The organism is Streptomyces sp. TAA040 (assembly GCF_000424845.1).
The window spans coordinates 126988-143998 of record NZ_AUKR01000007.1 but is presented as its reverse complement, the minus strand read 5'-3'; the positions used below and the strand labels follow the sequence as shown (position 1 = coordinate 143998).

The window sequence follows — 17011 nt, the reverse complement described above, 5'->3', positions numbered from 1 at the left end:
GGTCGACCGGGTCGGTGCCGCCGGGTGCTGCGCTGCTCGTCCCTCCGGGCGTGCGTCTCGGCGCCGTTGCGGTCCAGGTCCCGGCGCCCTGCTCCGGAGGGCAGCTCAGACGGTGTCCTGGCCAGTCTGCGCGGCAGGCCCGTGCCCTTCGGGCCGATCAGTTCCGGGGCCAGGCGGCCGATACCCTCCGACCGGTCCCGGTCGAAGGACTCCCACGTGCCCTGGAGCGCGGGCACCGGGTCCCTGGCCAACTGCACCAGCCCGGTGGCCGTGCTGGTGAGGTTGGTGGCGTACGCGGCCGGGTGGGCGAGGTCGTACGGGTCGAGCATGTTCGTGCTGCGCGCGAACGGGACGATGCCGGCCGTGCCCTTCAGCAGCCCGCCGGCCAAGTGGTCGGTGTCCAGGCGCAGCCCTGTGACGCCGTCCTCGACCTGCTCCGCGTAGGAGGGCATCGGCGGCGACTCGTCCCGCGCGGCGCGCAGAGCGTCCGCCGCGGTGCTCTGCGCGGTGTTGCGCTGGCTCCGCGCCTCCGCCAGCAGCTCCTCGGCCGCCTCGATGTCGGCCGGGCCGGGGTCCTCGAAGGCTCCCGGCCGCCTGGGCAGGCCGTCCGGGTCGCGCTGGTCGGCGGCGGTGGCGTTGTACTCCTCCACCGCCGCGTCGTAGCTGCTCACCGCGTCGTCGTGGGCCGTCCGTCCGGCCTCGGAGGCCTTCACTCCCTTGCGGTACTGCGCCGCGGTCTGCTTCGCCTGCCCCTGCGCCCACTCCACCGTCCCGGCGAGGCCCCGAAGCGCCTTCGACGCCTTCTCGCAGGCGTCCGCCACGGTGAACCACTTCTTCGGTTCGACCGCCACCCGCTCCCGGAACGCGTCCGCCGCCTCGCCCTTCAGCCGCGAGGAGTCGAGGGCTCGCAGACCTCTGCCGACGCTGTCGAAGGACTGCTGCAGGGTGTCCAGTTGCTCGGCCGTGGCGCGCAGTTTCGACGGGCTGCCGTGGACGGGCTTCTTCGGTTCGTCGGTCCGACCGAGCGGCAACTCGGCGACGTCGGCGCCGAGTCGGTTGACCGCTGACTTCGAGGTGTCACGAATCCAGTTCGCGCCGCTCTCCCAGCCGGCGTCCTCGACCCGGTCCGCAGTCCGGTCGCCGGCGTCCTCGACCAGTTCACCGGCCTTCTCCCTGCCCTTGTCGATCCAGTCCCCGGCAGACCCGAGCAGGTCCCCGACCCCCATCAGCCCCGGTCCTCCCGCGCGTCGCGGACGCCGAGTGCCGGGTCACCGGTGTCGTCCCATGCCTGACCGATGTCCTCGGCGGCCTGTGCGCGCGACTGGGCGCTCCAGCCGGGTGCGTCCGGGGTGAGCAGCTCCTGCCAGCGCTGCTGCTGCACCTCGTCCTCCGTCAGGTGCGGATTGCCCGTCGGAGAGACCGCGTTGGCGACGACCTTGAAGGAGCCCTCGCGGTAGCGGTCCTCCTCCCAGGTCATGCCCGCCGCCAGCCCGAGTCGCTGCGCCAGCTGCTCGGCGTCCTGGATCAGACCGCGCACGCCCCACTCCCAGCGGTCGCAGAAGCCCTCGAACGCCTCCGCCACCTCTCCGCCGCCAGCCTCCATGGTCGACAGTGCCAGCCCGCTCATCCCCACGCCCTGGCGCGAGCCGGTGACGTCGCCGACGTCCGCCAACGCGTCCGCCGCCCCGCGCAGACCGCCGCTGATCAGGGCGACCGCCTCGGCGCCGACGTCGAGTTCTCCCTCCTCCCCGCTCACCGGGCACCCCCTGCACCACCGGTCCCGGTCGCTCCGGCACGTATCGCTGCTCCGGCCGGTGCCTGTCCGACCGAGCCGGCGGCGCGCGGGCCGTCCATGGCCGCGGCAGCGGGCACGGCCACCGCATCGGGCACGACGCCGTGCACCGGGGGGGGGAAGAGCATCGAGCCCTGCGCGGCGGCGACGTCGAGCGCCACTCCGGCCGGGGTTCCCAGCGCCGGTATCACCACGTCGAGCAGCCGGGCGCCCAGGATCTCCCGGTGCGGGGGGCTTCCGCCACCGCCTCACCGTGGGGTGCGTCAGCACCGGCGCCATGAGGCGGGGCGGGTTCGGGCGGGACGTCGCCGCGGGCGGCGGCGAACCGGCGGATCTGGGCGGCGTCGGTGAACGCGTAGACCCAGCGGATGCCGCCCATGGTCGCGGACAGGAATCCGCCCTCCAGCACCGGCGCGAGCACCACCGTGCGCCGGAACTCCCCCAGGAGCACGGCCGGGTCGGTCGTGCCCGCGCGTACCCCTGCTATGTGCCCCGTCAGTTCCACTGCTCCCCCGCATCCCCTCGGTCACCGATGCCCCCGGACCGCCAGGCGCCCGGCCTGTCCGCCTGCCCCGCGACGGCACCTGGCCGTCGTACCGCTACGTGCCCCGGTCATGGGCCCGCCCGCGAGCTGCCGTCGCCGCACGGCGCGGGCCGCCCGGCCTGGTTTCCCCCGGCCTGGTTTCTCGCGGCTCGACGATAGCGCCCGCGCGTCCCGTCCGCCCGCCCCGGTCCCACGGTGCGAACGGGGACGGGACGGGGCCGGGGCCGGACGGGCGGGGCCGGACGGGCGGGGCCGGGGGTCAGGCGTCCCCGGGGTCCGCCTCCGTCGTGCCGCGACGCTCGGCGACGACCGCCGTGTGCGCGAACCACTCCAGGACCGCGCTGATCGCCGCGCCCTGCTCGGCGAACACCTCCAGCGGGAACGACGGTCGCAGATCCAGCTTGGCCTCGGCCAGTTCGATGCCCTCGATCGCGTTCAGCCGAGCCATCAGCTCGCGGCGCAGCGGCTCGTCGTCGAACGGAGGGCGGCGCTTGAGGTACTGGAAGACCACTTCGACCGTCCCCGAGACCGGATAGATCCCCAGGGGCCACAAGGTCCGGGCAGCGGACGCGCCCCCGACCCGGATGACCGGGAAGCAACTGGTCTCGTCCGCCCGGCCGTGTGCAAGGTGACCACCCGCCTGGTGTTCCCAGAACCTGAGCGTGTCGAGCGTCCCCCGGACGGTCTCCTCCGTCTGGTTCTCGCGCAACTGCACCTCGAACCGGGCCGCCGCCGGCTGCCGGCCGCCGTCCGGAGGGGCCGGAAGGGCTGCCACCTCCTCCGCCGCCTCCTCGCCCAGCAGCGCCGCCAGGTCGGCGGTGGTCAGCCGGTGGGTGCGCCGCGCGCGACCGGAACCGTCGAAGGGGACGCCCTCCGCCTCCAGAAGGATGCGCGCGTCCCCGGACTCCCGGCCGTCGGGCCCACGGAAGCCGGGCGAGACCCGGCCGTCCGCCGTCAGCACCCGGTGCGCGCCGTCAAGACCGGCACGGGAGGCCAGGTGCTGGCCGACGGGGACGGCGTGGGTGCCGATGAGCGCGGCGACATCCCCGTACGTCGTCCACGTCCCGGCCGGCACGGCAAGGAGCGCGGCACGCAGCTGCCTCCACCCGGCCCACTCGTCGTCGTCGGGGACGGTCCCGGCGACGGGCCCCGGCCACAGGCGCACCGCCCGGTCCGCCAGGTCGGCGGCGCGTTCGAGGATCTCGGTCTTGCCCCAGCGCGTCCGCTCGGCGATGCCCTGGTTCATACGGAGCGCACTGGAGTCCAAGATCTCCTGCTTGCGCCGGAAAGGATGGTTCGAAAGCTTCGCGTTGTCGGCGGAGAGCGTCATATTGCCCAGTGTGTGCACGAGTTCGGCGTGCACCTCTTCCGGGCCCTGACCGTCCTCCGTCTCCTCCGCCAGCAGGTCGAACCACTGCTGGGCGGGGTTCTGCGGCAGCACGTGCTCGACGGAGAGGCGCGCCCTGGCGTAGTCGACCGGTTCGCTGCCTCCGTAGCTCTCCTCAAGCCTGCGCAGCACCTGGAACCGCTGCCGGGCGCGTCCGGCCCGGTAGAAGGGCCGGGTGCGGACGGCCGCGCGCACCGCGTCGTCGTCGGGCCACACGCGTGCGCCCGTCCGGTTCTTGGACAGGATGCGGTGCACGCCTTCCGCCGGGTCCTCCTCCTTCTCGAGCTCGCGGGGCATCTCCATGAAGACCCGGTTGCTGCCTGTCGTGGAGTGGCCCGCCAGGAGGCGCCGCACCATGTAGCTCTCGGCACAGACCAGCGCACGTGCGGCCTGGTGCGGGGCCGCGAGTCCCTCGTCGACCCGGTCCAGCAGTTGGAGGGCCAGCGGGTAGTGGGTCTGCCCGCCCCAGCGGGCCAGCCTCTCCAGCACCTCGCGCAGTTCGGGGTCGGGCTCCCGCTCCGGCTCCAGGATGCGCATCAGGCGTCCGGCCCTCCGGGCGAGGGACTCGATCTCGGCTTCGAGCGCCGCCTCGTCCGAGCTGAGCGGATCGAGACGCGCCTTCTGGTCGCGGTAGATCTCGCTCTGCTTCGCCCGGCTGTTGCCGGCCACGACCAGGTCCAGCCAGACCAGGAGTTCGAGGTTGGCCGGGCCGAGGAGTTCCTGCATCGGAAGCCAGCGGTTGCGGTAGACGGACTCCCCCCGGTTGGGCAGCCCCATGAAGAGGTAGTTGCGCAGCAGGTCGCTCTGGCTGAGCCCCACGCCGGTGTTGTTGAGGGACTCGAAGATGCGGTAGACGTTGTCGCCCTCGGCCGCCGTGATCTCGACGATCGACAGCAGGCCGCTCAGCACGTGCTCGACCGCGTCCGTCCACGCCTCGCCCCCGCGCTCCTCGCCCTCGGTCAGGGCTGCGTGGAAGAACCGGTAGGCGGCGCCGACGTTGCCGGGGCCGCCCGCTCGGGGCGAGCACTCGACACAGGCGGTGAAGGCGCCCCGGTCGGCCTGGGTCGGCAGGAGCCGGTAGTGGGCGTCGCCGCTGCGGTACTTGTTGACGAGCATCAGGTCGTGGATGCGGTCGGCCTTCTGCTCCGCGCCTCCCCGCGCCCGGTGGCGGTCGCGCAGCGCGATGAAGGCGAGCATCAGGGTGGTGAGCCGCTGCTGGCCGTCGACGACGAGCCAGTGCTGCATGCCACCGGCCGTGATCCGGGCGGGCGCCAGCACCAACGAGCCGAGGAAGTGCGCCGCGGTGGCCCGGCCGGCCAACTGGTCCTCGGCGAGTTCCCGCACGTCGTCCCAGAGTTGCTGCAACTGCTCCCGTTGCCAGCTGTAGGTGCGCTGGTAGAGCGGTACCTGGTACTGCTTCTCGCCTTGGACGAGTTCCTTGAACGTGGTCTCCTGAGCGTGCACGCGCGCCTCTCCCCAACGGTCTGATCGGTCGGCCATCCTCCCACCGGAAACCGGGCACGTGTGGCGATAAGGAGCAGAACGGCAGGCCGAGTGGCCGGAGGCGCCGCCCCTGCCACGGCACCGCCCCTGCCACCGGGCTCCGGTAGCAGGGGCGGCGCCTCGGGTGGGCGGTCGCCGGGAAGGCGCGTCAGGGGGCGATGCCGATGCCGTCGATCCGGCTCCACGCCCACTCCTGGGCGGTGGTCATGGCGGGCCAGGTGAGCCCGCCGGGGCGGGACTGGACGCGGGAGGCGTACGGGGCCGGAACGACCGGCCGCTGCCCTGGAGCGCAGGGGCGCGGAATGGTGCATACCGTGTGCCCTCCGCCGCGTGGCAGAACGCGGCGGCCTCGGCAGTGCGGCGACGCATGGTGCCCGGAGCGCGCTGCGGCCCGGGACGGAAGGAGCAGTGATGAGACCAGCCGATCAGTCGCTCCAGCAGTGGGCGCGCACCACCGATTTCGCCGATCCTCCGCGCTGGGGCGAGATCGAGGCTGTCGTCCTCGGCGAACCGGTCACGAAGGAGGGCCTGGACCTGATACCCGGCAGGGCCGGAGCAGGTCCGCGCCTCGTGGGCGCGCTCGCCTACTCCCTCGTCGGGGTCCTCGCCGCGGCGATGTACGCCTCCTCGCTCGTCGGCCTCGGGCTCGTGCTGTGGCGCACGGGTGCGGACGCCGCCCCGGACGGGTGGGTGCACGGGCTGCGACGTGTCCTCCTGGCCGCGTGCGGGGTGTCCGCTGCGACCTTCGGCATCTGGTGGGACGCCAGGCGCCGGGGTGTGCTGGGGCCCGTGGCCACGACGGTCACCGGCCTCGTCTCGTACCGGGCCTTCCTGGTGATGCTCTTCCCACCCCGACACACATCGACATCCCGGACATGGTCGAGATGCCCCTCGGAACCTGGCACGAACTCGACCGGCGGTGATCCGCCCGGCGTCCGGAGGCGGCACTCTCACGCCTTGGCCGCGCCGCACGTCAGGACGAGTGCCCGGCCCGGAGGTTGCGGGCGTTCCGCCAGACCGCACCGAGTACCCCATGGCCCTCTCCGGTGAGTCTGCGCGGAGCGGCCCCCGCTGACGGTGCCCGCGGTTAGGATTCACCAGGTCCGCGACCTGTGGGGACGGCGCGCCCGGCCGAGCGCGGACCGGCACTCGACACGGCACCAAGAGGCGGGACGGCGCATGCGGGAAGGTCGGTGGACCACGGTCACCGCGTCCGAGTTCGATCACGAGCGCCGCGGCCTGGAGGCGATCCGGAAGCGGCTGCCGGACTCGGACCCGTGGCGTGCCTGGTCGAACTTCACCTTCACCGCGAACACCGGCCACGTCCGGGAAGTGGATCTCCTGGTCGTCGCTCCCAGCGGCGTGTGCATGATCGAGCTGAAGAACTGGCACGGTTCCGTGACCAGTGAGAACGGCACCTGGATCCAGACCACTCCGCGCGGCCATCGGCGTCCGCACGGGAATCCGCTGCACCTGGTCAACAAGAAGGCGAAGGAACTCGCGTCGCTGCTGGGCCGGAACGGCCGCCGGGTGTGGGTCGGAGAGGCGGTGTGCTTCACGGACGGCGGTCTACGGGTCCGGCTCCCCGCCCACGACCAGAACGGCGTCCACACCATCGACGAGTTGGTGGCCATGCTGGAGGCGCCGCCGCTCGACGAGCGGCGGCGGATCACGGGTCTCGTCTCCCGCGAGGTCAAGACCGCGCTCGACCGGGTGGGGATCCGGCGCAGCGAGGCGGAGTACAAGGTCGGGCCGTATCAGCTGGAGCGCAAGGCGTTCGACTCCGGTACCTCCTGGGCCGACTACCGGGCGAAGCACAGCGAGCTGCCCGAGGTGGCCCGGGTGCGGATCTACCTCAGCGAGCGCGGCTCGGACAGGTCGATCCGGAAGTCGGTGGAGAACGCGGCCCGCCGGGAGGCGGCCGTGCTTCTGCGGTTCCAGCACCCGGGCGCCGTCCGGCTCAAGCAGTATTTCCCGTCCGGTCACACCGCGGGCCCCGCGCTGATCTTCGCTCACCATCCGCAGACCCTTCAGCTGGACGAGTACCTGCTCCAGCACGGCAAGGGGCTCGACATCCTGGGCCGGATGGCGCTGGTCCGCCAGCTCGCCGAGACCATGCGCTCGGCGCACTCCGGCCGCCTCCACCACCGGGCGCTGGCCGCCCGTTCGGTGCACGTGGTCCCCCGCAACCGGGGCCCCCGCGGGCAGGCGGTCGGCGAGGAGGCCGCGTGGCTGACTCCGCGGTTGGAGATCTCGGACTGGCAGATCGCCACCCGGCGCGCCGGCGGGACGGGGGACGGCAGCGGTTCCGGAGCGGACCGTCTGGCGCCGACCGCCCTCTCGGCGCGGCACCTGCCGGAGAACTCCGACCCCTATCTGGCGCCGGAGCTGACGGCCCCCAACGCCGACCCGGTGTACCTGGACGTGTACGGGCTGGGCGTCCTGACCTACCTGCTGGTGACCGGCCGGCCGCCGGCGGCGAGCCAGGCCGAGCTGGTGGCCCGGCTGGAAGCCGGCGAAGGGCTGCGTCCCAGTTCGCTCGTGGACGGCCTGTCCGAGGACATCGACGAGTTGGTGCAGGCCGCGACGGCCTACCGGCCGGGGCAGCGGCTGTCCTCGGTGGACGAGTTCCTGGAGATGCTGGAGATCGTCGAGGACGGTCTCACCTCGCCGTCGGGAGCGGCGGAGGGCGAGCCGGACGCCGACGCCGGAAAGGACCCGCTGGAGGCCGTGGCCGGTGAGGTGCTCGGCGGGCGCTGGGAGGTGCGCCGCCGCCTGGGCACCGGTTCCACGAGCCGGGCGTTCCTCGTCCGCGACCTGGAGGCGGAGGCCCGCAGGACGCGTCCGCTGGCGGTGCTCAAGGTCGCGCTGTCGGAGAGCCGGGGCGACGTGCTGGAGCGCGAGGCGGAGGTGATGGGCCGGTTGCGGCCGGACTCCCGGGTGATCCGGCTCGTCGAGCCGAAGCCGCAGCTGATCACGGGCCGCAAGGTGCTGGTCCTGGAGTACGTGGGCGACGAGCGGGACTCCGACGACCGGGCGGCCGACGCGGAGGAGTCCGGCAGCGCTCCCCCGCGGTCCCGGCGCCGCGACGAGACGGTGGCCCGCCAGTTGCGCGAACGCGGCCGGCTCCGGATGGACCAACTGGAGGCGTACGGGGACTACCTGTTCGGCGCGGTGGACTTCCTGGAGGGCGAGAGCGTCTGGCACCGGGACATCAAGCCGGACAACATCGCGATCCGGGTCCGTCCGAACCGCACCCGCGAACTGGTCCTCATCGACTTCTCGCTCGCGGGCTGCCCGGCGAAGGACTACGACGCCGGTACGGAGGGCTACCTCGATCCGTTCGTCGGCACCCTGTCCCGCTCCTGGTACGACTGGCACGCCGAGCGCTACGCCGTCGCGGTCACCCTGCACCAGATGGCCTCGGCCGAGCTGCCGAAGTGGGGGGACGGTTCGGTACCGCCCCGGATGACCGACCAGGAGGAGTTCCCGTACCCGGTCATCGCGGCGGACGCCTTCGAACCCGCGATCCGGGACGGGCTGGTGGCCTTCTTCCGGAAGGCGCTGCACCGGGACGCCTCGCGCCGCTTCCCCGAGCTGAAGCCGATGCGGGACGCCTGGAAGCGGATCTTCCTCGACGCCACCGAGGCGCCGCCGTCCAGCCACCGTTCCCGCTCCCGCTCCTTTGATCCGGCACCCGCGGAGGCCGGCGGGGCCGTCGGCGGCGAGGACGCGCGGCCCGCCATCGCGGACGCCGAACCGCTCAGCGCCGACGAGCACCGCGAACGCCTCGCGGCGCAGGTCACCCGGGAGACGCACCTGTCGGCCGCCGGGCTCACCCCGGCCGCGGAGTCCTTCCTCTACGGTCTCGGCGTCACCACCGTCGGCGGTCTGCTCGACCACAGCCGGAGCAAGCTCCTCAACGCCCCCGGTCTGGGCACCAAGACGCGCACCGAGGTCCAGCGCAGACAGCGCCAGTGGGGAAAGCTGCTGCGCGAGGAGCCGCTCTCGCCGCTCACCCCGAAGGGCCGTGCCGAGGCGAAGGAGGAGCTGGCCCAGCTCACCGCCACCGAGTCCTCGTTCCTGGGCACGCTCGCCCAGCGCGACGGGGCGGGCGGGCTGAGCGAGTCCGCGCTGCGCTCGGTGAGCCTGGACGCGCTGGCGACCCTCCTCGTGCCGGAGCTGAACAACAACCGGTCCAACAGCAGCAAGGTGGAGATGGTCCGCCTGCTGCTGCGTCTGCCGGACGAGCACGGCGAGCTGCCGGACATCGGGGTCTGGCCGAAGCAGAAGGACGTGGCGAAGGCGCTGGGCCTGTCCGCCGGACGCATCCCGCAGATGCTCAAGGAGGAGCGCAAGCGCTGGAAGAAGCACCCGGCGGTCCAGGCCTTGCGGGAGGAGATCGTCGGGCTGCTGACGGGGCTGGGCCGGGTGGCCTCCGCCGTCGAGATCGCCGACGCGCTGTCGGTGCGCCGCGGCACCCAGCTCCCGGAGCGCGAGCAGCGCCGGGCGCTGGCACTCGCCGCGGTGCGGTCCGTCGTGGAGGTGGAGCAGCTCCAGCCGGACGAGGCCGAGTTCCAGCACCAGGCCAACCGCAGGGCGACGGAGGAGTCCCTGACCGCGGGGCTGCTGGCGCTGGACGTGCGGGAGGTCGACGGGCCGGAGACCCCGACCGCCCCCGGTCTGCTCCTCTACGCCTCACGCCTGGGCCGGACCGCCGACCGGCTGGCCGGTCTGGTGACACTGCCGACCGCCACCACCGTCCTGACCGACCTGGGCGCGGTCACCCCGCCGCCCGGCCTGATCGAGTGGGACGAGCGGCGGCTCGTCGAGCTGGCGGCCGCCGCCTCGGAGAACGCGGCGGCCACGCCCCGGCTGGAGATCTATCCCCGTGACCTGCCGCTGGTCCGGGCGCTGCGTCTGGCCCAGGCCGGCCTGGTGCGGGTGATCCTCAGTGTTCCCGACGCCCGGCAGCCGGGGTTGCCGGCCGCTGACGTCCACGAGCGGGTACGGGCCCGGTTCCCGGAGCTGGTCGTGCCGGACGGCCGGGGCGGGAGCACGCGCAGCCTGCCGACCGGCGGCCGGCTGACGAAGGCCCTGCGCGACGCCGGGTTCGACCTCACCCTGTCGACCCGGGAGGACACCAGGACGCTCCGCTATCTGCCCACCCGGCTCGACAGGACGTCCAGCTATCTGACGAGCGGGGGCTCGCACCGCGGCACCGGATTCGCCGCTGCGACCCGCTACGCGGACGATCCGCTGCTGGCGGGTGCCGTCCGGGCGGAGGAGCGGCTGACCGCCTCGGCCCGGCGCGACGGCTACCGGGTACTGACCGTCCACCACGGCCGCACGGCCGCCGCGGTCCAGGGGTTGTCGGCGGAGCGCATCGGGGCGCAGCCGGTGTCGGCGACCGGGCTGTTCCTGGAGTGCCTGCGCGCCCTGGTGCCGCCGGGCACGAAACCGACCTGGGAGACGCTGCTCAGGGCGGACGTGGCCGAGCCGGGCTCACGCGGCGCGGCCAAGTTCGCCGAGTACACCCGCACCGCGTGGGGCGCGGTGGAGCCGCGGGTGCGCGCGCTGCTGGCGCCGGAGGCGGGGGACGGCCCGGTGCTGCTGACGGAGGTCGCCGCCTTCGCCCGGTACGACGCGATGGGCGTGCTGGACCGGCTGGCGGACGCCGCCCGGCAGGGCGGACGCGGCCTGTGGCTGCTCGTCCCGCAGCCGGACCCGGCGCGCGAACCGAAGCTCGGGCCGGTGGCGGTGGCGTACCAGGCGGGCCTGGGCGAGTGGATAGAGCTTCCGGACTCGTGGGTGAGCGGCAGCCGCCGATCCGACGCGTTCGCCATACAGGACAGCAGAACCGAGGGAGTCACCACGTGATCGACCGCACAGCCCTGTTGGAGGACCTGAAGCGACAGGTCCGCGCAGTGGAGAGTGACCTCGCGCAGCAGGTGCGGGCGGTGGACGAGGTCGGCGCCCGGCTGCGGGGAGAGTACGACCGGGCGTGGAAGCTGGGCCGTACGGGGGCCACCTGGAACTCCTGGCTGGACGAGCGGGTCACCCAGGTCGCCGTGGCCTGGGTGCTGGGTACGGTCTTCGTCCGCTTCAGCGAGGACAACCGCCTCGTCCCCGAGCCCTACCTGACGGCGCCCGGCACCGACCGTCGCGATCTGGCACTCGCCCGGTTCGAGGAGTACGTGGCGGGTGCGGAGGACCCGACGTACCGGGGCTGGCTGGAGCGGGCCTTCGAGGAGCTGGGCAAGGGCCAGGCGGGCCGGCTGCTGTTCGACCGCCGCCACAATCCGCTCTACCAGATCCCGCTCTCGCACGACGGCGCTCGGGACCTCGTCGACTTCTGGCGCACCCGCGACGAGACCGGCACGCTCGTCCACGACTTCACCGACCCCCTGGAGGAGGACGGCGACGGCACCCGCGGTTGGGACACCCGCTTCCTCGGCGACCTCTACCAGGACCTCAGCGAGGCCGCCCGCAAGACCTACGCGCTGTTGCAGACGCCCGAGTTCGTCGAGGAGTTCATCCTCGACCGGACGATGGACCCGGCGGTCCGCGAGTTCGGCCACGAGGGCCTGCGGATGATCGACCCGACCTGCGGCTCCGGCCACTTCGTCCTGGGCGCGTTCCGCCGCCTGGTCCAGCTCTGGGACGAGGGCCAACCGGGCAAGGACCCGCACGAGCGCGTCCGGGCCGCCCTCGACTCCGTGCACGGCGTGGACGTCAACCCGTTCGCGGTGGCCATCGCCCGCTTCCGCCTGCTGGTCGCCGCGATGGCGGCAAGCGGCGTGCACACCTTCGCGGAGGCCGGCCGGTACGAGTGGCCGATCCACCTGGCCGTCGGCGACTCCCTCATCAAGCACCGGCACAAGCAGGAGAACCTCTTCGACGAGCTGGGGGCGGAGGAGGCCGACGAGCTGGCCGACTTCACGTACGACACCGAGGACGTCCACGAGCACCCGGAGATCCTGCGTCAGGGCCGCTACCACGTGGTCGTCGGCAACCCGCCGTACATCACGGTCAAGGACCGGAAGCTCAACGCGCTGTACCGGGAGCTGTACGACGCCTGCGCGGGGACATACGCGCTCTCGGTGCCGTTCGCCCAGCGGTTCTTCGAACTGGCGAAGGCCGGGGACGCCGAGAGCGGGCGCGGGTACGGCATGGTCGGCCAGATCACCGCGAACTCCTTCATGAAGCGGGAGTTCGGCACCCGGCTGATCGAGTCGTACTTCGGGCACACGGTGGAACTGACCGAGGTCATCGACACCTCGGGTGCCTACATCCCCGGGCACGGCACACCGACGGTGATCCTCGTCGGACGGCGGCGGGGCGGCAGCAAGCGGTCGGAGACGATCCGGACGGTGCGAAGCGTCCAGGGCGAACCCTCGGCACCGGAGCGCGGCGAGGACGGCCTCGTCTGGAACGCGATCGTGGGTCAGATCGACGACCCGGGGTCCGTCAGTTCGTGGGTCTCGGTAGATGACCTGGAGCGGGAACGGTACTTTTCCAAGCAGCCGTGGATTTTGACGGACGGTGGCTTGGAGCTGAACGAAACAATCGAGGCTGCGAAGTCCGAAACGCTGGCCTCAAAAAGAAAGAATATCGGCCGTTACGCTCACACGGGTTGCGACGAATCATATTTCGCGCCAAACAATACCTGGCTGCGATATAACGTCTCCGCCGCACACGTGGCGCCGCTGGTCGGAGGCGACGTGGTTCGAGACTGGATAACGCGCGCTGACACGGAAACCCTATTCCCCTACGGGGCCGACCTGCGAGCCGAGCTGACCGACGACCTGTCCCACCTACTGTGGCGACATAAAGCCATACTCCGCGAGAGACAGGAGCTCGGCGGAAAACACGAGGAGATCGGCCTTACATGGTACGAGTGGAGTCGATGGCACCCAGAACGCTTCTCAGTTAATTTCGGTATCACCTTTGCATTCGTGGCGACGCACAACCACTTCGTGCTGGACCGGGGCGGGAAGGTGTTCAATCGTTCCGCGCCGGTGATCAAGCTGCGGGAGGGGGCGAGCGAGGAGGAGCACCTGAGCCTCCTCGGCCTGCTCAACAGCTCCACCGCTGGGTTTTGGCTTCGCCAAATGAGTCACGACAAGGGTCGCCCCGGGGCCGACGCAGCCGGGGCGGACGAGCCTTGGGAACATCGATTCGAGTTTACAGGAACAAAGCTTGAGGAATTTCCACTACCAGTGGATTATCCGACGACAATCAGCACTAAACTCGACTCTCTGTCGCAAGACTGGGCGACCACGAGTCCGGAGTGTGTCACAAATAGCAAAATCCCAACATCTGAGACTCTGCGCGAAGCGCACATCCAGTGGAATTCGAATCGCGCTCGCATGATTGCCCTGCAAGAGGAGTTGGATTGGAAAGTCTATACCCTATACGGACTCATTGGTGATGAGCTCACGGCCAGCACCGAAGTCGTTCCCGAAATTTCTCCATCCGAACGCGCCTTCGCAATCGTTCTGGCACGAAAAGTGAAACGCGAAGAAGTACAAACCTCGTGGTTCCGGCACCACAATCACAAGTTCGACTTCGTCACCGAAATCCCGGAGCACTGGCCGGCCGCGTACCGAGAAGTAGTGCAAAAGCGGATCGACGTGATCGAGTCGTCGCGAGCCATCGGGATGATCGAGCGACCGGAGTACAAGCGGCGGTGGGCCACCGAGGGATGGGACTCGCTTCAAGAGAAGGCTCTGCGAGGTTGGTTGCTGGACCGGATCGAGGATCGGGCGCACTGGTTCGATGAGAACGACATGCCCGCGCTCGTCACGCTCTCGCGGCTCACCGACGACCTGTCGCGCGATGAGGACTTCGTCTCCGTAGCCAAGATCTACGCTCCGCGCAAGGAGTTGCCCGCCGTCGTCGCGGAGTTGATGAGCGTCGAGCACGTGCCGTACCTGTCCGCCCTGCGCTACAAGCCGTCGGGGTTGAAGAAGCGCGCGGACTGGGAACATGTCTGGGACCTCCAACGTCAGGAGGACGCCGCACCTGACGAGCCTGCGAAGCGCAAGATCCGGGACAGCATCCCCGTGCCGCCGAAGTACACCTCGGCGGACTTCCTGCGGACCTCTTACTGGCGCGCACGCGGCAAGCTGGACGTGCCCAAGGAGCGGTTCATCTCCTACGGCCAGACCAACGCGGCCACTCCACAGCTCTACGGCTGGGCGGGCTGGGACCACCGGGAGCAGGCGGTGGCGCTCGACACCTACATCGCCACGCACGAGGCGTTGACGACCGAAGAGGTCACGCCGCTTCTGGCCGGGCTGCTGGAACTCCAGCCGTGGCTGGACCAGTGGCACGACGAGCCGGACCCGGTCTTCGCGCCCACCCCGGCCAAGTTCTTCGAAGGCGACCGGCAGATGGAGCAGGGCAAGCACGGTCTCACCGACGAAGACCTGTACGCCTGGCGTCCCGCGGCCGGCACCCGAGGTCGCCGCGCCACCAAGAAGTAGCGCCCGCGCGCGCCTGTGGCCCTCACGATCAAAACCGATCGTGAGGGCCACAGGCGCGAGGTCAGGCAGTCAAGCGCTCAGCTTTGAGGGCTTCGACGAAGGACGACCAGCCACCCACCGGGAACACGAGTGCCGGGCCGTGCGGAACCTTACTGTCCCGAACCGGGAGGACAGCGGCGAGGCCGTCAGCAACCTCGACGCACTCGCCGCCGTCGGAGTTGCTGTACGAGCTCTTGCGCCAGGACAAACGACTCACATCGATTGTTCGCACGGTACTTCCTCCAACATGCGCAGGATGAACTTCCGCGACTCGGCCGGGGACAGCGCCAAGTCGCGCACCGCATCGTAGGCACCTTGCAACTTCTCGACCGCAGCGCAGTCCTTGGTCAGATCGCCCCTGTGCGCGCTCTCGGGGTACACAACGGTACGCCCCAGAGGAAGACGCACGTTCAGCCCTCTGATGGTGGGCCCCTCGGTTGCGGGTCAGGCAGTGAACTTCGCGGCTTTCGTGGCCGACACGAAAAAGTCCCAACCGGCTGTCGGGAACTGGAGCGTCGGCCCGTGCGGCACCTTGCTGTCCCGAACGGGGACGACGCCGGTGAAGTGATCAGAGACCTCTACGCATGCGCCACCGTCCTGGTTGCTGTAGCTGCTCTTCCGCCAGGATGCGGCACTCAGATCGATGGGGGGCACGTCGCTTCCTCCAACATCCGCGAGATGAACTTCGGCGACTCCGCCGGAGTCAGGGCCAAGCCGCGTACCGCATCGTACGTCTTCTGCAAGCGCACAACCGGACTTGATTCCTCGACAAGTTCATCTCTGTAGCCGCTTTCGGCGTAAACGACGGCCCTGCCCCACGGGAGGAGCGGATACCACACATCGGCTCCCATGAGATCGCGTAGCTCCGCATCCTGCCGCAGCACGTCTACCGCCACCCCCGGGCCGGTCGGCCAGCTGCCCCAGGTACTCCAACCGCTCCCGCCCCCCCCCACGTCCCGCAGAGGCGTCCGTAGCGTCGCCTCGGCCAGGATCATCCGAAGAGGAGGTCGCATCCGAGGACGCCGCGCCACTAACAAATAGAGGCGTCCGAGCACACGACCCCTCACGATCAGGATTGACCGTGAGGGGTCGTGTGCGTGAGGTCAGGCGGTCAAGTGCTCGGTCTTGAGTGCCTCGACGAAGGACGACCAGCCACCCACCGGGAATACAAGCACCGGGCCGTGCGGAACCTTGCTGTCCCGAACCGGGAGGACTGTGGCGAAGTCGTCAGCGACCTCGACGCAGTCGCCGCCGTCGGAGTTGCTGTACGAGCTCTTGCGCCAGGACAAACGACTCACATCGATTGTTCGCACGGTACTTCCTCCAACATGCGCAGGATGAACTTCCGCGACTCGGCCGGGGACAGCGCCAAGTCGCGCACCACATCGTAGACGCCTTGCAACTTCTCGACCGCAGCGCAGTCCTCGATCAGGTCGCCCCTGTGGGCGTTCTCGGTGTACGCAACGGTACGCCCCGGCGGTAGGCGCAGGAACCACACATCTGTGCCGTCGAGTCCGTAGGGGCCCGCACTGAACGGCAGCACCTGCACGGCGACGTTCAACCTGTCTGTCATTTCCATGAGGCTCTCCAGTTGTGCTCGCCACGCAACCGTGTCCAGCAGCCCCGTACGAAAGACAGCCTCGGAGATGATCGTCCGAAAACGTGGCGCGTCCTCGCCCTCCAGTAGGTCGCGGCGGCCTATGCGAGCCTCGACCTGCTGGTCCAGTTCCTTGCCCTTCAGGCCGCCCGCCGCCAGCACCTCGCGCGCGTATCCCGGCGTCTGCAACAACCCCGGCAGCACGCTCACCGCGAAGTGCCACAGGCTCACGGCCTCCGCCTCCAGGGCCATGTAGCGGCGGTAGCGCTCGCGGAACTGAGTGTGGTCGCCAGCCGCCAGCTCCCACAGGGCCAGCAGCAGCCCCGGAGTCTCGTAGTGCGTGTCGAGCGCCTGGACGACCTCCGGACTGCCCAGCGTCTCGCCCTTCTCCATCTTCCCGAACAGCGACCAGTCCCAGCCCATCCGCTCCCCCAGCTGACGCAGACTCGTCCCCCGCGCCGCACGCAACCGACGCAACTCCTCCGCGAAACGCTGACGTGGTTCCTGACTCCGGCCGGTGATGACGCGTCGCTGCGGCATACCGCTCCCCTCCGAACTGCTCGCGCTCATGGTCGGTGTGGAAGGTGTGGAACCGACTCCGCACGCCGCGGCAGCACTCCCCGCCCCACAACGCCGGCCGTCCCCGCACGGGCACATC

At 70.7% G+C, this 17011-nt stretch carries 12 protein-coding genes and 2 pseudogenes; 3 read left to right on the top strand and 11 right to left on the bottom strand.

Annotated features, from left to right (window positions below; all coding sequences use genetic code 11):
• Nucleotides 1-506 precede the first annotated feature (506 nt).
• The 5 genes and pseudogenes from H300_RS32245 to H300_RS25555 all read right to left on the bottom strand — a co-directional run.
• Nucleotides 507-1226: pseudogene (locus tag H300_RS32245) on the bottom strand (putative T7SS-secreted protein); the annotation flags it as partial.
• Complete coding sequence (locus H300_RS25565) at nt 1226-1756, bottom strand: hypothetical protein (RefSeq protein ID WP_051269707.1); 531 nt, start codon at nt 1754-1756, stop codon at nt 1226-1228. The pseudogene H300_RS32245 and the gene H300_RS25565, both read right to left, overlap by 1 nt.
• Complete coding sequence (locus H300_RS31785) at nt 1753-1986, bottom strand: hypothetical protein (RefSeq protein WP_199779148.1); 234 nt, start codon at nt 1984-1986, stop codon at nt 1753-1755. The genes H300_RS25565 and H300_RS31785 overlap by 4 nt, the downstream gene beginning before the upstream one ends.
• Nucleotides 1980-2297, bottom strand: a complete 318-nt coding sequence (locus H300_RS25560; protein ID WP_199779147.1) for a hypothetical protein — start codon at nt 2295-2297, stop codon at nt 1980-1982. The genes H300_RS31785 and H300_RS25560 overlap by 7 nt, the downstream gene beginning before the upstream one ends.
• Nucleotides 2298-2595: 298 nt before the next feature.
• Nucleotides 2596-5187, bottom strand: coding sequence for a GmrSD restriction endonuclease domain-containing protein (locus tag H300_RS25555; RefSeq protein ID WP_037979430.1), 2592 nt, complete (start codon nt 5185-5187; stop codon nt 2596-2598).
• 450 nt (nt 5188-5637) lie between these two features.
• Between H300_RS25555 and H300_RS0107630 the strand changes: the two genes are divergently transcribed.
• The 3 genes from H300_RS0107630 to pglX all read left to right on the top strand — a co-directional run bounded on the left by H300_RS0107630 (nt 5638) and on the right by pglX (nt 14717).
• On the top strand, nt 5638-6276 hold the full coding sequence (locus H300_RS0107630; protein ID WP_028426965.1) for a hypothetical protein: 639 nt from the start codon (nt 5638-5640) through the stop codon (nt 6274-6276).
• A gap of 129 nt (nt 6277-6405) precedes the next feature.
• Nucleotides 6406-11106: a BREX system serine/threonine kinase PglW gene (pglW, locus tag H300_RS25550; protein ID WP_051269703.1), complete on the top strand. Its 4701-nt coding sequence runs from the start codon at nt 6406-6408 to the stop codon at nt 11104-11106.
• Nucleotides 11103-14717, top strand: coding sequence for a BREX-2 system adenine-specific DNA-methyltransferase PglX (gene pglX / locus H300_RS0107620; RefSeq protein WP_028426964.1), 3615 nt, complete (start codon nt 11103-11105; stop codon nt 14715-14717). The genes pglW and pglX overlap by 4 nt, the downstream gene beginning before the upstream one ends.
• 61 nt (nt 14718-14778) lie before the next feature.
• Here the strand turns inward: pglX and H300_RS0107615 are convergent, their stop codons facing one another.
• The 6 genes and pseudogenes from H300_RS0107615 to H300_RS0107590 form a co-directional block, all read right to left on the bottom strand.
• Nucleotides 14779-14973, bottom strand: a complete 195-nt coding sequence (locus H300_RS0107615; RefSeq protein ID WP_486583647.1) for a DUF397 domain-containing protein — start codon at nt 14971-14973, stop codon at nt 14779-14781.
• Nucleotides 14970-15164, bottom strand: a pseudogene (locus tag H300_RS32240) (Scr1 family TA system antitoxin-like transcriptional regulator); the annotation flags it as partial. The gene H300_RS0107615 and the pseudogene H300_RS32240, both read right to left, overlap by 4 nt.
• Nucleotides 15165-15200: 36 nt before the next feature.
• Complete coding sequence (locus H300_RS0107605) at nt 15201-15410, bottom strand: DUF397 domain-containing protein (RefSeq protein ID WP_028426962.1); 210 nt, start codon at nt 15408-15410, stop codon at nt 15201-15203.
• Nucleotides 15392-15787 (bottom strand): Scr1 family TA system antitoxin-like transcriptional regulator, encoded by a 396-nt coding sequence (locus tag H300_RS32235; RefSeq protein ID WP_486583645.1) that lies wholly within the window; start codon nt 15785-15787, stop codon nt 15392-15394. Before H300_RS32235 ends, H300_RS0107605 begins: the two co-directional genes overlap by 19 nt.
• A gap of 72 nt (nt 15788-15859) precedes the next feature.
• Complete coding sequence (locus H300_RS0107595) at nt 15860-16069, bottom strand: DUF397 domain-containing protein (protein ID WP_028426961.1); 210 nt, start codon at nt 16067-16069, stop codon at nt 15860-15862.
• Entirely contained in the window at nt 16051-16893 is an 843-nt protein-coding gene (locus H300_RS0107590; protein WP_028426960.1) for a Scr1 family TA system antitoxin-like transcriptional regulator, read from the bottom strand. The genes H300_RS0107595 and H300_RS0107590 overlap by 19 nt, the downstream gene beginning before the upstream one ends.
• Nucleotides 16894-17011: the final 118 nt, after the last annotated feature.

Excerpts from the sequence above, each read along its gene's own strand:
- pglW (WP_051269703.1), top strand. The coding sequence starts at position 6,406 with ATGCGGGAAGGTCGGTGGACCACGGTCACCGCGTCCGAGTTCGATCAC.
- H300_RS0107590 (WP_028426960.1), bottom strand. The coding sequence starts at position 16,893 with ATGCCGCAGCGACGCGTCATCACCGGCCGGAGTCAGGAACCACGTCAG.
- H300_RS0107630 (WP_028426965.1), top strand. The coding sequence starts at position 5,638 with ATGAGACCAGCCGATCAGTCGCTCCAGCAGTGGGCGCGCACCACCGAT.